Annotated in this window: 21 protein-coding genes; 19 read left to right on the top strand and 2 right to left on the bottom strand. The window is 29.1% G+C overall.

The window, feature by feature from the left end:
* Positions 1–23: 23 nt before the first annotated feature.
* The gene (gene panB / locus FIA58_RS14045; protein ID WP_140963120.1) at positions 24–842 is read right to left on the bottom strand and encodes a 3-methyl-2-oxobutanoate hydroxymethyltransferase; all 819 of its coding nucleotides are present in this window, start codon (positions 840–842) and stop codon (positions 24–26) included.
* A 111-nt stretch (positions 843–953) separates the two neighbouring features.
* On the opposite strand from panB, the gene FIA58_RS14040 reads away from it, so the two are divergent.
* The 5 genes from FIA58_RS14040 (at position 954) to FIA58_RS14020 (ending at position 4321) form a co-directional block, all read left to right on the top strand.
* A complete protein-coding gene (locus FIA58_RS14040) occupies positions 954–1409 on the top strand; it encodes a nuclear transport factor 2 family protein (protein ID WP_243754679.1) in 456 nt (151 codons plus the stop codon).
* A gap of 95 nt (positions 1410–1504) precedes the next feature.
* Positions 1505–2575: a sensor histidine kinase gene (locus FIA58_RS14035; protein WP_140963119.1), complete on the top strand. Its 1071-nt coding sequence runs from the start codon at positions 1505–1507 to the stop codon at positions 2573–2575.
* Positions 2568–3251, top strand: coding sequence for a winged helix-turn-helix domain-containing protein (locus FIA58_RS14030; RefSeq protein WP_140963118.1), 684 nt, complete (start codon positions 2568–2570; stop codon positions 3249–3251). Before FIA58_RS14035 ends, FIA58_RS14030 begins: the two co-directional genes overlap by 8 nt.
* 14 nt (positions 3252–3265) lie before the next feature.
* Positions 3266–3520: a hypothetical protein gene (locus tag FIA58_RS14025; RefSeq protein ID WP_140963117.1), complete on the top strand. Its 255-nt coding sequence runs from the start codon at positions 3266–3268 to the stop codon at positions 3518–3520.
* 6 nt (positions 3521–3526) lie between these two features.
* Entirely contained in the window at positions 3527–4321 is a 795-nt protein-coding gene (locus tag FIA58_RS14020; protein WP_140963116.1) for a potassium transporter TrkG, read from the top strand.
* A gap of 477 nt (positions 4322–4798) precedes the next feature.
* On the opposite strand, the gene FIA58_RS14015 is transcribed toward FIA58_RS14020, so the two are convergent.
* A complete protein-coding gene (locus FIA58_RS14015; protein ID WP_140963115.1) occupies positions 4799–5503 on the bottom strand; it encodes a LexA family transcriptional regulator in 705 nt (234 codons plus the stop codon).
* Positions 5504–5585: 82 nt separating this feature from the next.
* On the opposite strand from FIA58_RS14015, the gene FIA58_RS14010 reads away from it, so the two are divergent.
* The 14 genes from FIA58_RS14010 (at position 5586) to FIA58_RS13950 (ending at position 13102) form a co-directional block, all read left to right on the top strand.
* Positions 5586–5768, top strand: coding sequence for a hypothetical protein (locus tag FIA58_RS14010; protein WP_140963114.1), 183 nt, complete (start codon positions 5586–5588; stop codon positions 5766–5768).
* 1 nt (position 5769) lies between these two features.
* The gene (locus FIA58_RS14005) at positions 5770–7869 is read left to right on the top strand and encodes a hypothetical protein (protein ID WP_140963113.1); all 2100 of its coding nucleotides are present in this window, start codon (positions 5770–5772) and stop codon (positions 7867–7869) included.
* Complete coding sequence (locus tag FIA58_RS14000) at positions 7869–8819, top strand: ATP-binding protein (RefSeq protein ID WP_140963112.1); 951 nt, start codon at positions 7869–7871, stop codon at positions 8817–8819. The genes FIA58_RS14005 and FIA58_RS14000 overlap by 1 nt, the downstream gene beginning before the upstream one ends.
* Positions 8812–9468, top strand: coding sequence for a P-loop NTPase family protein (locus FIA58_RS13995; RefSeq protein WP_140963111.1), 657 nt, complete (start codon positions 8812–8814; stop codon positions 9466–9468). The genes FIA58_RS14000 and FIA58_RS13995 overlap by 8 nt, the downstream gene beginning before the upstream one ends.
* A gap of 5 nt (positions 9469–9473) precedes the next feature.
* Complete coding sequence (locus tag FIA58_RS13990; protein ID WP_140963110.1) at positions 9474–9842, top strand: hypothetical protein; 369 nt, start codon at positions 9474–9476, stop codon at positions 9840–9842.
* A 110-nt stretch (positions 9843–9952) separates the two neighbouring features.
* Positions 9953–10231 carry a hypothetical protein gene (locus FIA58_RS13985; RefSeq protein ID WP_140963109.1) on the top strand — a complete coding sequence of 93 codons (279 nt, stop codon included), beginning with the start codon at positions 9953–9955 and terminating at the stop codon, positions 10229–10231.
* The gene (locus FIA58_RS13980) at positions 10231–10854 is read left to right on the top strand and encodes a DUF3164 family protein (RefSeq protein WP_140963108.1); all 624 of its coding nucleotides are present in this window, start codon (positions 10231–10233) and stop codon (positions 10852–10854) included. Before FIA58_RS13985 ends, FIA58_RS13980 begins: the two co-directional genes overlap by 1 nt.
* 175 nt (positions 10855–11029) lie before the next feature.
* Positions 11030–11155, top strand: coding sequence for a hypothetical protein (locus FIA58_RS21660; protein WP_262887684.1), 126 nt, complete (start codon positions 11030–11032; stop codon positions 11153–11155).
* On the top strand, positions 11142–11597 hold the full coding sequence (locus FIA58_RS13975) for a hypothetical protein (protein WP_165928929.1): 456 nt from the start codon (positions 11142–11144) through the stop codon (positions 11595–11597). The genes FIA58_RS21660 and FIA58_RS13975 overlap by 14 nt, the downstream gene beginning before the upstream one ends.
* 70 nt (positions 11598–11667) lie before the next feature.
* Entirely contained in the window at positions 11668–11832 is a 165-nt protein-coding gene (locus FIA58_RS13970) for a hypothetical protein (protein WP_165928928.1), read from the top strand.
* Positions 11819–12238: a hypothetical protein gene (locus tag FIA58_RS13965; protein ID WP_140963106.1), complete on the top strand. Its 420-nt coding sequence runs from the start codon at positions 11819–11821 to the stop codon at positions 12236–12238. The genes FIA58_RS13970 and FIA58_RS13965 overlap by 14 nt, the downstream gene beginning before the upstream one ends.
* 111 nt (positions 12239–12349) lie before the next feature.
* The gene (locus tag FIA58_RS13960; RefSeq protein ID WP_140963105.1) at positions 12350–12646 is read left to right on the top strand and encodes a hypothetical protein; all 297 of its coding nucleotides are present in this window, start codon (positions 12350–12352) and stop codon (positions 12644–12646) included.
* A 1-nt stretch (position 12647) separates the two neighbouring features.
* Positions 12648–12848 carry a hypothetical protein gene (locus tag FIA58_RS13955; RefSeq protein ID WP_140963104.1) on the top strand — a complete coding sequence of 67 codons (201 nt, stop codon included), beginning with the start codon at positions 12648–12650 and terminating at the stop codon, positions 12846–12848.
* Complete coding sequence (locus tag FIA58_RS13950) at positions 12845–13102, top strand: hypothetical protein (RefSeq protein WP_140963103.1); 258 nt, start codon at positions 12845–12847, stop codon at positions 13100–13102. The genes FIA58_RS13955 and FIA58_RS13950 overlap by 4 nt, the downstream gene beginning before the upstream one ends.
* The last annotated feature ends 23 nt before the right edge of the window (positions 13103–13125 follow it).

Below are 13125 nucleotides of genomic sequence, written 5' to 3'. Positions count from 1 at the left end.
CTCTATTTTAATTTTTGGTATAATTAATACTGTTCGTTTTCGTTAGGAAAATCAACTGCTTTTACATCTGTAACGTATTGACTTATTGCAGTAGTCATTTCTTCGTAAAGATTCATATAACGTCTTAAAAATCTTGGACTAAATTCATGTGTCATTCCTATCATGTCATGTAGAACTAAAACTTGACCATCAACACCATTTCCAGCACCAATTCCAATTACAGGAATAGAAATACTTTTTGCAACTCTTTCCGCTAATGCAGCTGGTATTTTCTCTAAAACTATTGCAAAACAACCAATACGCTCAAGCATTTTGGCATCTTCTAGCAATTTTTCTGCTTCTGCTTCTTCTTTGGCTCTAACGGTATAGGTTCCAAATTTATAAATAGACTGAGGAGTTAATCCCAAATGTCCCATTACAGGAATTCCTGCATGTAAAATTCGTTTTATAGAATCTTTTATCTCACTGCCACCTTCTAATTTTACAGCATGTCCACCACTTTCTTTCATAATTCTAATAGCAGAACGTAACGCTTCCTTTGGATCTGATTGGTAACTTCCAAAAGGTAAATCAACTACAACTAGTGCTCTCTCAACAGCTCTAATTACAGACGAAGCATGATAAATCATTTGGTCTAATGTAATTGGAAGTGTGGTTTCGTGACCAGCCATAACATTACTAGCGGAATCTCCAACTAAAATAACATCAACACCAGATGAATCCACAATTTTAGCCATAGTATAATCATAGGCTGTCAGCATGGAGATTTTTTCTCCATTGTCTTTCATCTCTATTAATGTTTTTGTGGTAATTCTTTTATAATCTTTTTTAGCTACTGACATAATATATTAGGTATAGAAATAGGAATTTATTGATTTTGAAATTAAATTAAGTTGTAAAATTAAGATATTCTTAGAAATTGTAACTAATTTTAATAAAAAACTACCAATAGAATGGAACTAAATTTTTTAAAGATGAAAAAAGGTGTGTTGTATTTGTTTTTATTGTCTATTAATTTTTTAATCGGACAAGAAATTAGCCCCAAAAAAACTATTGAAGATTTTTTTGTTGCTTTTCATAAGAAAGATACTATTGTTTTAAGAACAATTTCCCATAAAGAAATTGTATTGCAAACGATTGCAAAAACTAAAGAGGGAAATAATAAAGTGCTTACTGAAAATTATACTAATTTCTTAAAGTCGATTATTGCTATTCCTGTTGAAATGAAATTTGAAGAAAAACTTTTAGATTATACTGTACAAATAGATGGATTATTAGCTCATGTTTGGACACCTTACGAATTTTATATAAATGATAAACTAAGTCATAAAGGAGTAAATTCTTTCACTTTAGTCAAAGAAGCTGATACATGGAAAATAGTTCATATTATTGATACTAGACATAAATAAAATCTTTATAAAATCTTTATATAAAAAGATGTTTCTTTATACAGTCTTTATAATTCCTACTTTACCTTTGTAGTAGTAATTATAAAGACTTTTTTATGCTTTATACTAAGTTGAAACATTTTAACCAATATCTCTTTAGTGTCATTATTATTATACTGGTATCATTGTTGTCTTATATTTTCAAAGAAATTATTGGTTATAAAGTAGTTGCTTTTATCTTATTGGTTACGGTTTCTTTATTAGCTATGTTTTTAAGAATTCTTCCTACTTTGTTGGCTGCTGTTTTAAGTGCAATAATTTGGAATTTCTTCTTTATAGAACCTTTTCTGACTTTTCATATTGAAAATACTGAAGATGTCTTTATGTTTATTATGTATTTTGTCATTGCAATGATTAATGCCGTTTTAACGTTTAAAATTAGACAAATTGAAAAAATTGCAAATGAAAAAGATACTAAACTTAAATCGATAAAATTATACAATACACTTTTAGATAGTTTATCACACGAATTTAAAACTCCAATTTCTGCAATTATAGGTTCTACAGATGCGCTTCAAACAAACAAGACATTATCTGAAACTCAAAAAGAAAAACTAATTGAAGAAGTAGCTACAGCAGTATTTAGATTGAATAATCAAGTTGAGAATTTGCTAAATATGTCTCGATTAGAATCGGGTATTATTACACCTAAAATGGATTGGGTAGATATAAAAGAAATTGTTTTTAAGGCTGTAAGAGATTTAAAAAATAAAGGATATTCTCAAGTAATAAAGGTTGATTCTTCTGAAAATATTCCTTTATTCAAACTGGATTTTGGTTTAACAGAGCAAATAATTTATAACTTATTAAATAATGCTACTTTATATACTCCAGAAAATAGCACAATTTTAGTACATTTATTTAATAAGGAAAACAGTTTATTCATTGAAATTATAGATGAAGGGAAAGGTTTTCCTAATGATGAAATCACTTTAATATTTGATAAGTTTTATAGATTAAAAAGCTCTAAATCTGGAGGCTCTGGATTAGGTTTGTCCATTGTAAAAGGGTTTTTAGAAGCTCAAAATGGAAAAATAACTGTTTCTAATAGGGATGAAGGTGGTGCCAAATTTACCATTGAAATTGAGACTGAAATTACAACTTTTAATAGTATAGGAAATGAATAAACCAAAAATATTAGTTATTGATGATGAAGTTCAAATAAGAAAACTATTAGAAATAACACTTAGTACCAATGATTTTGATGTAAAACTAGTAGAAAATGGTTTGGAAGGCATTCGCTTTGCGGCCACTTTTCAACCCGATTTAATTATGTTAGATTTAGGATTACCCGATGTGGATGGACAAGTTGTTTTACAACAATTAAGAGAATGGTTTTTTAATCCAATTATGATATTATCGGTAAAAAGTGAAGAAGAGGAAATTGTAAAAGCTTTAGATAATGGTGCTAATGATTATTTGATAAAGCCTTTTAGGACATTAGAACTAGTCGCAAGAGTGCGTTCCCATTTGAGAAACCATATTAAAGAATTATCTGAACCAATTATACATTCAAGTAATTTTTACATCGATATTGTATCTAGAATTGTAAAAATTAATAATGAAGAAATTAAACTAACACAGACTGAATTTAATTTACTAGCGACTTTAGCAAGAAATGAAGGTAGAGTGCTTACTCATCATTATTTATTAAAGGAAGTTTGGGGAAAAAGTTATTCTGATCAAACACAGTATTTAAGAGTATTTGTAGCTCAATTAAGAAAAAAAATTGAAAAAGATGCCAATCATCCCGAAATGATTCTTACTGAAAGTGGAATTGGTTATCGATTTATGTTGACTTAAAAAAACCATATTTTATGAAAAACTTGTTTTGCAACACTGATAAAGTGCCAAGTGAAAGAGATTGTTTATCTATTAACAAAGCAATTAAATTATGTCAAACAGTTTCAAATACAGATTGTTGGCTGAAAGAAATTGAAAAAATTAATCAATGCCCCCAAAGAAAAGATTCCCTTGAAAATCAATTAAAGGATTTGTGTTTAGCTGGAGAGAAATTGGGCTTAGTATATGCGTCTCATTTTATTAAAAACTATTATAATTTAAAATTTTAAAATACAATGCCTAAAACATTATTTAAAACAATAAGACGTGAATATTTAAAATTTCACCTTAAATTAAACCCACAACAAAGCCTTTTTTATGGATTCTTTACTTATATGATACTAGGTTGGGCGTTATTATCTTTGCCGATATCACAAAAAGCAAATATTGGCTTTATAGATAATTTATTTACTTCTACTTCAGCCTTATCTACAACGGGTTTAGCGACAGTTAGTACATTTGATAACTATACTTTTTTCGGTCAGTTTGTTATTTTATTATTAATTCAAATAGGAGGAATAGGGTATTTGACTATGACCACTTATTTTCTATTGGCAACGACAAAACATTTGACGCATTGGCATGAAAAATTAATGAAAACAGAATTCACAATGCCACGAGGTTTCTTAATTCAAGATTTTCTAAAGTCAGTTATTGTCTTTACCGTAATAATGGAAGCTATAGGAGCTATTTTGTTTTTCATTGCTTTTAAAATTGAAAATATAGATACAGGTTTTGCTATTTGGAGCAGTATATTTCATAGTGTATCCTCCTTTTGTACAGCAGGTTTTAGTTTATATAACAATAGTTTTGAAGGATTTTCTACTAATACATTTATTAATGGAATTATTACTTTTTTATCTGTTTCAGGAGCTCTCGGTTTTATTGTAGTTACAGATTTATGGAATTATGTAAGAAAAAAAACAAATGTAATATCCTTTACTTCTAAAATGATAATGGGTGGTTTTTTCAGTTTGCTTTTTGTGGCAACTATAGGCACTAAAACAATACTTCCAATATACATAATATAAAAAAGGTCTAAAAAGGTCAATAAAATAAGGCACTCGCAATAAAAACGGGTGCTTTTTTGTATAAAAACAATTCTTCCATAAATAGCCATTAACTACCATTTATATACCATTAAATTAACGTTTAAATTCTATTGAAGTAGAATAACTACCATTAGCACTATAAAAAACGCTTAAAAGTACTCTATTAAAGGATTTTTATAGAGTTTAACCACTATTTAATTAACTATTTAAACAACATTTAAACTTTATTTTATGTAAAAATAAAAAATGTTAAAAACTTCATTTTTAAATAATGGGTAGCCTAATGGGTATCCTAATGGGTAGCCTCAATACAACATTAATTATTTATATACATAACCCCATAATAGCATAAAAAATAATTAAAAAAGGTTATTTTAATTATATAAATATACCCATAATTAACAATTTAATATATGTATAATGTTTTAATGTGTTTAAAATCAATAATTTAGTGTTTTAACTCATTGAATTAATTCTAACACTAGCCTTAATTAATGCTAAAGCTCTTATTTTTTGGATCTTAATATCTTTATCCTGATGGTGTTTATTTTGACTTACTAACTTAACATGATCTTCACCTTTTTCTGATTTTTGAATGTACTTGACTGTGACATGCTCTTCACCATCAATCTCCATACTTACAAGATACATTTCGCCCCAGAAAATACCATCTTTAATATTGTGAATTTGTTTATACATTACAATATCTCCACTTTTTAATAGTGGATACATACTATCACCAGTTACATATATTGCACCATCACATTTAGGAAGATTTGGTATTTGTATATAATCTATTGGCTTAGTTTGCGATGTATCGTTAAATAAAGTAACAATTCCTGCGGTAGCTTCTATATTATACAATGGTATTTGTTGATGATCAGTTATGTTTTTATCAGTTTTTAAACCATAAACAGCACTAGGTTCATTAACCATCATTGAATTTTTAATAATATTACCTTCTCCACTTAGTAAAAAATCTGCATTAACATTTTCGCATTTTGCGTATAATAATTCAATATCAAATGTATTTCTAGTGTACCAACTTGACAATGTTTGAGGCTTAATGCCTAGAAAATCCGCAAATTCTGTATCTTTTTTAAATCCGTAAACACTTTTTAACTCGTTTAAAATCAACGATTTGTTGATTAATTTACTCATTTTGTTTATTTTTTACTTGTTTTATTTTTTTATTACGCATTTTGCGTATATATTTGTAGTATAAAATTGATACAGCAAAGTAATGAAAAAAATAAGATTGCACCCAGACTTCAAGAAAAAACTTGCAGAAGAATTTAATGTTAGTTATCAAACAGTAACTATGAGTTTAAATTATGTTTTTGAAAGTGATAAATCTGATTTAATCAGAGATAGAGCAAAGGAAATGTTGACTGAAGAGGCAAATAAAATAACAAAATCAGTTTAAGATGAATAACCCATACGAATATTATAACAATAAGCTAGGTATAAAGATAAGCTTCCTTATTAGCGATAAAAGCGTTGATGCAGAAAGCATTAAAGTAATTACCTACAATGCGTTATTTAAACGTATGAATTCTGACACATGTACAGAGAAGCAGTTAAGAAGAGCTTCGCTAAATCATGATTCTTTGATAGAATTTAACTCTTTATGTCAAGAATGGAGAAACCGTATAACTGTAAAGTTTGGATCACCAAAACAGGAAGTTAAAAAGAGTTGGTTTGAAGATCATTTTGAAGCTGATAAAAAAGCTTATGATTTCTTTTCTGCTCATACTTATGGAGATGATAATAGAAAACTGCCATTAGATCTTATTGAATTATATACCTACAATGCTTCTGTACTTAATACTGTAATTAAATTAAAAACTAATAGAAAAGCCTACGCTAGAGCTTTAGGAGTTAATAGTTTAAATATCTGGGAAAGCTTAAGTAATGATGTAAATCAATTTAGAAAAGTAGCGCATAAGTTACCAACATCATCAAGAGGTCTAAGAATTCAAGTAAATAATTATTTAAAAGAAGGATATATTTCTATTATTTCTGGAAGGCTACAAAATAAAAATGCTCAAAAAGTGAAAGAAAACGAGCAAATGGCATTATTAGATGAATTACTGGCTAAGCACACAAATTTAGATAATGTTCAAGTCTGTAATATTTATAATACAGTTGCTGAAAGGTTAAACTGGAAAACGATAACCTCTCAAACAGTAGGTAATAGAAAAGAAGAGAAAAATCTAGTAATTCTAGCAGGTAGAAAAGGAGTTAATGCATTATCAAATAAAATGTTAATGCAAAACAAAAGAAAAGCACCTTCAATGCCTATGATTTATTGGACAATGGATGGATGGGATGCAGAATTACTATATCAAGCTACTACAGTAGATAATAAAGGATATTCAACCACTACTTATCATAACAGGTTAAATGTTGTTTTAATACTTGATCCATTTAATAAATATCCAATAGGATATGCAATAGGAGAAAGAGAAAGTCCTAAGCTAATAAAAGAAGCATTGAGAAATGCATTTCAACATACTAAAGAGTTATTTGGTAATTATTATAAACCATATCAATTACAAGCTGATAGATATCAAAAGAAGCACTTAACACCAATGTATGAAGCTTGTACTGTAAAATTAACATTAACGAAGGTTAAGAATGCCAAATCAAAAGTAATTGAACCTTTCTTTAATCGATTTAATAGAGAGTACTGTCAAATGTTTGATAACTGGTCAGGACATAATGTTGATTCAGGTTCAAAAAACCAACCAAATGATGAATTTTTGAATAAAATAAGACGTTCATTTCCTGATAAAGAAGGATGCAGAATGCAAATAATTACAGCATTAGAAGCAGATAGAAGCAAGAAAAGAGAAGCTTACGTAAATAACTGGGAAAATGTACCAAATGAATACCGTTCTGAAATGCTTCACGAAATGTATCTAAAAGCATTAGGAGAAACTACTGGATTCACAAATAGTTTGGAACCTGATGGTTTAAATGTAAAAATTGAAGGTCAAAAATTGTGTTTCGATTCTTTCGATATCAACTTTAGAAAACTTTCACACCTTGAATGGGCTGTCAAGTATGATCCACAAGATACTTCAAAGGTATTAGTTGTAAATGCAGAAAATAAGAAAGGAAAAATTGAAGAAATAGGCACTTATCAGTTCATATTACAAGAAAAATATGTCCAACCTATGGCATTAGCTGAACGTTCAGAAGGTGATGCATTAGAATTAAAATCTGTAAACGATTTCAACAAAAATATAATAAACTACATCACAGAAGAGCGTCAAGAAAATGCAAGGCACTTGGAAACATTATTTCAACGTCCTGAGTTATCAGACACACTTGCTAAATTAATACTAGTAGATTCTAGAGGACAACATAAGGATAGAAAAAGTGATAATAGACTTGCTGAAAAATCTAAAAAAGTGCTAGAGTTTCAGGAAATAGTAGAAACAAAATCAACAAATGAAAGTTGGTTAAACCAACAAAACGAGTACAACAAAAGTAAAATTAACCTAAACGACTATTTATAATGGAATTTTCAACTAAACAGAACATCGTAAAAGCTTTAAAGCAGTACATGGAATTACATCAACTTTCTCAAAGTGATGTGTCTAAAAAATCAGGAGTTCGTAAAGAATATATTAACATCATTCTAAAAGAAGATTCAAATTTCATGTATGATGCAGGAAATAAACAAGGATTAATTCCAGTTCAACATTTTCATGCATTAGCTGAAACTTGTGGTTTTTCAATTGAAAAAAGCTATTGGCAAACTCAACCTACTCCACAATTTGTATCAGTAATTTCAAATTTGAAAGATTCAAAAGAGCATGGTGTTACGAGTGTTTTCTTTGGTGAAACTGGATCTGGAAAAACACATTCGATAGGTGTATTTGCTTCAAAAAATCCACATGACACTTATGTTATAACTGTAGGTAGTTCTGATAACTTGGGAGATTTGATTGATAAAATTATTGATCAGTTAAAAATCACTACTGGAAAAACTAAAAGTGCAAAGCTTAGAGATATTTCAAAGAAAATGAAAGAGTTGAAAGCACAAGGTTATAAACCGCAAATCATTTTTGATGAAGCTGAGTATATGAAGCAACCAGCTTTATGCACAATGAAAGAACTATATGACAATTTACAAAACTATTGCTCTATTGTTTTAGTTGGAACTGATCAGTTAAGAGAGAACCTTGATAAGTTGAGAAAAAGAAACAAAGCGGGAATCCCACAATTTTATAGAAGGATAAAATTTGGAATTAGAGTTATACCAACTATTGATAGAAGTTTTGGTTTGTTCCTTCAAGGTATAGATAAAAAACTAGTCAATTTTTTACAACGTAATTGTGATAATTATGGTGAGCTTCATGATTGTTTAGTCCCAGCACTAAGAGAATCAGATATAAGTGGTGAGCCTTTAACAGTTCAGTTAGTTCGCAAAGTTTTGAATATACCAGATGGAATGTATGAGTAAGATTAAAAAAGCTTTAACCGTTGCAAATATTGTCAACCAAAAAGTAAATAAGATTGATTTTGAAACCATTGCACCAGAGCTTTATCAAGCCTTTGGTAATCCACAAGATAAAGGAGTGTGGTTTATTTGGGGCGGTTCTGGTTCTGGTAAGTCAGGTTTATTATTTGAGTTAGATAAAGCCTTTGCTAAAGTCTTGAAAGTAATACATAATGAATTGGAAGAGGATCTAAATGATGATGATTTTATAGAGAGATATAAACGGATGAATATACATGATGTAGCAGATAATTTTTTAACAAGAGATTATAACTATCAACAAATGTGTGACTATTTAGATAGAAGAGATTCTCCAAAAGTAGTGTCTATAAATTCAGCAACTTATTTTTTTGAGAATCTTGCACAATACTTTGAATTTACAAATAAGTATAAACGAAAGAAGATATTAATCTTCTCAGGCATGGCAAAAGGAAGCAATCCTTATTCAGAGTTAGAAACGAAAATAATGTATGATGCAAATAAGAAGATTTTCACAAGCGGTTACGTAGCATCATGTAAAGGTAGAACAATTGGTCCAAATGGAGGCACATATATAATTTGGCAGGAAGGATACGAAAAACTGCAAGGAACACAAGCAACAACTAATAATTAGAAATTATGGAAAACAAAAACATCATCATGGATTACTTACAGATTTCATCAGAAGAGTATGATGAAAAACTATTCCAAACATATTGGAGCTGGTGTGTGAAATATGGAAAAACACCTATTCACATTCAACAGTTATTTGCAAATGCAACAATAAGCAATTGGTGGGTTATCGAATATGAAAAATTACTAACTCAGTTTACCAATGTAGTGCAATTTCTACCTAAGAAAAAAGATATTTTGGAACATCATTTTTATGGATTTGCAGTTCAAATTTATGAGATATATCCAAAAGCATTAATAGATGCTATACGAAATGACAATTTAAAAAATGAGATCCAAATAATTAAAAATTTACCATTATACCATGCGAACTAAAACTAAAACCCAATTAATAAACAAAAAGAAAGAACTAGAATTTTGGTTACAACACAATCAGAATCATGTAAATAGAACACTGATAGAATCAGATCTAAGAGAAGTAAACCATGAACTCGCAAATTATAAAGCCAATGCTTGATCAAAATGAAATAGAACAAAGATTAAACGAATTGCAAAACGTCCTAGAGTATGATAGCAATTGTTTAGAAAAACATTTCAGTTCAGGAGAAAGGATTGCGATTAACCAAGAGAGAGGCTCGCTGTTTGAACAATTAAACTTTTTGAATGGTATTCAAAAACAGTTCAGACAGCTTGAAGTCTCCAAAGCCTTAAATGGCAAAATAGAATTTGTATTAACTAAAATTAGAAATCTAAGACACAAGTAATGAAAGTAACACATACAACAAAAGACCCAGTTTGGATAGATGAAGCTGGAACACAAATTCCAGTAAATAGAACTACAGCAGTAGAAAGATTGCATGAGCGATTAACTGCTAAATTATTAAAGCAAGCACAAAAAGTAAATCGTGATTTAAGTGCTTTTAAAGATTTAATACAAGAAGCATCTATTGAAGCTTATGATGCCTTTATGAATGATAAAAATGTTTCAAAAGAAACAAAAGGAAATTATACTTGGTACAATTTCAATCGTACCATTAAAATAGAGGTTGCAATTTCTGAACGTATTGAATTTGACGATTTAACCATTAAAGCAGCAAAAGAAAAATTAGACCAGTTTCTTAATGTCAATATACAATCAAAGAATGAGTTTGCAAAAAAAATTGTAATGGATGCTTTTGAAACTCAAAGAAACAAAAGCTTAGATACTAAAAAAGTACTTGGACTTACAAGATACAAGAAGCAAGTAAATGATCCAATGTTTACAGAGGCATTAGACTTAATTGAACAAGCGATACGCAAACCAGAAAGTAAAACCTATTTCCGTATTTGGTTAAAAGATGAAACTGGTAAATACAATAATATTGATTTAAACCTAACAAGTGTATGAAAATAGAAATTAGAACCATACAAAAACTTCAAGAGTATGAAGTTAATGGAAAGAATATTTACAAAGATTCCAATGGAAACTTTGTTGCATGAGAAGAGCTTACAGAAAGTGAACATGTCGCTTTTAGAAATGAATTAAAACGGCAACAATCAAACGATAAATTTTACTCCAGACTATGACAGATAAAGAACTAGAACTCATAAAGCTAGAAGCTATTCAAGAATATTTATACAAGCGTGGAGCAAACGATGAATCAATAAATGACAAAATCAAAGAATTAAAACAAAATGAAGTTGATTAAATCAATTTTCTTTATGAGCATCATCGGGATGATGGTGTTTAGCTCTTGTTCAACTGAGAGTGAAAGTACGCAAGTTGAAAGTTTAGAATTACAAAAAAATTCACAAGCATCAAAAGGCTCTGATTATTCAATCATTTTTTTAAATGGAGAATATCAAATTACTTCTGAACCAGTAAATGCAGAATTAATAGAAGATGAAAATTATCAAAGTATATCTTCTGTTGTATTAGAACAAATTCAAGGTAATGAGTGTAGCACCTGTAGAACCAAATGTAATACTATTGGTTTTTATCAAGCACCAGGAGAAGATCCAGGAGTAGGTATATGGAGGGTAAAATGTTCAAACGGACTACAATATAATGTAGTTTATGGATGCGACCATAGCATATCTATATATTCTGCAAATAGTGTAGTTCAAGTTCCAGATTGTGGTTGGTGGTAAAAACTTAATTCCCTAACGGTTTACTAGATGGGTTCGATTCCCATCTAGGGAGCAAATTTAAAACATAATTATGAAAAGAGAAGCAATTGATATTCCAATGGATATAAATAGAAAGAAAGTTAAATGTTCAATCTGTGGAAAAGAATTTGTAACAAAAAAGTATGAAAATTTTTCAGGAGGTGTTTATGCTAAAAAACATTTATTAAATCATTTTGAAAATCATGAATGCAACTAAAGAACAAAAACGAGCAATAGCCATTCATTCACCCAATAAAGACACAAAGGAAGAGTGGGTACAATGGGCTACAGCAGATGTTAAAAAGACATCAACAAACGACCTCACATTTGACCAGGCTAATATAATATTAGAACAACTAGGTCAAAAGGCACACAAAGCAGAATACTGGGCTGTTTTCGACATAAAAAACCCAAAGCACAAAACCATTCTTTCATTAATGAGACAGGCTCAATGGACAAAGCCTAATGCTAAACATGGTGAAGTTGCAGATATGGATCAACTAGATAAGTTTTTAAAGAGCAATACATCTCCAGTAAAAAAACCACTCCAAAAGATGGAACCATTAGAAGTTGAAAAAATAATAAGTGCCTTAAATGGTATAGTTAAAAGTAAATACAAATGAGGTTAAAGAAAACTAGACAACAAATGTCTAAAAGAGTTCAATTACATAAGGTTATAAAAAAAACAGAAAGAGATCTTTTAGAATATATAAAAAATTATAAAATAGATACAAATGAGAACAATTAACACACTAACGGTTTTGGTATATATAGTATATGCCATTGCAATCTACTTCTTTATAATAGTAGAAGACTATAAACTTTCAAGCATCATTTTAATGTTTGCAGTATTTGGTTTAAACATTTCTTACACGATGTTTAAACAGTATTTAACTGCTAAACTAATGCAGTCAAATAAAGATAAGGAAATGACTAAAATGCTCAACGATTACCAAAAAACTAAAATTCCTAATTGCAAATGTTCAGATCCACAATATTGCGATATATGGTGTGTAGGTAAAGCAAACTAATATGAAACCATGTAAACATACATCAGATGGTTATTGTATTAGAAATGAGAAAGATTACTGCAATTCAGATGAGTGCAAAGGTTGTAATCATACAGACACATCAATAGTAGTTATTGCTGCAGCTGCTAATTGTGAAACTACAGTACTAAAATGCGATGATTGTGATAAAGTTTTAACAAAACCTAAAATCGAGTGTTTATGAGTAAAAATGTAAAAAAATTTGTTTTTCAAATAAAACATACAAAAATACTTTATAGATCAGAAATTATAAATTTCACATATAACTACATTCTTGAAAATGATTTAGTTGTTGATACTTTAACTAATGGGAATTTTACTAGTTACACACAAATTCTTCCAGAGTACTATTTAGTAACAGTAGAATTTTTTGCAAGAGAGAAAACACATGATGAAAAATTAGGTGACCAAATAAAACATTTAATATCAACTTTATGAAATTTTTAATTAAAATATCAGTA

This window comes from Flavobacterium jejuense (assembly GCF_006491595.2).
Lineage (GTDB): Bacteria > Bacteroidota > Bacteroidia > Flavobacteriales > Flavobacteriaceae > Flavobacterium > Flavobacterium jejuense.
This window is presented reverse-complemented; position numbering and strand designations above follow the sequence as displayed.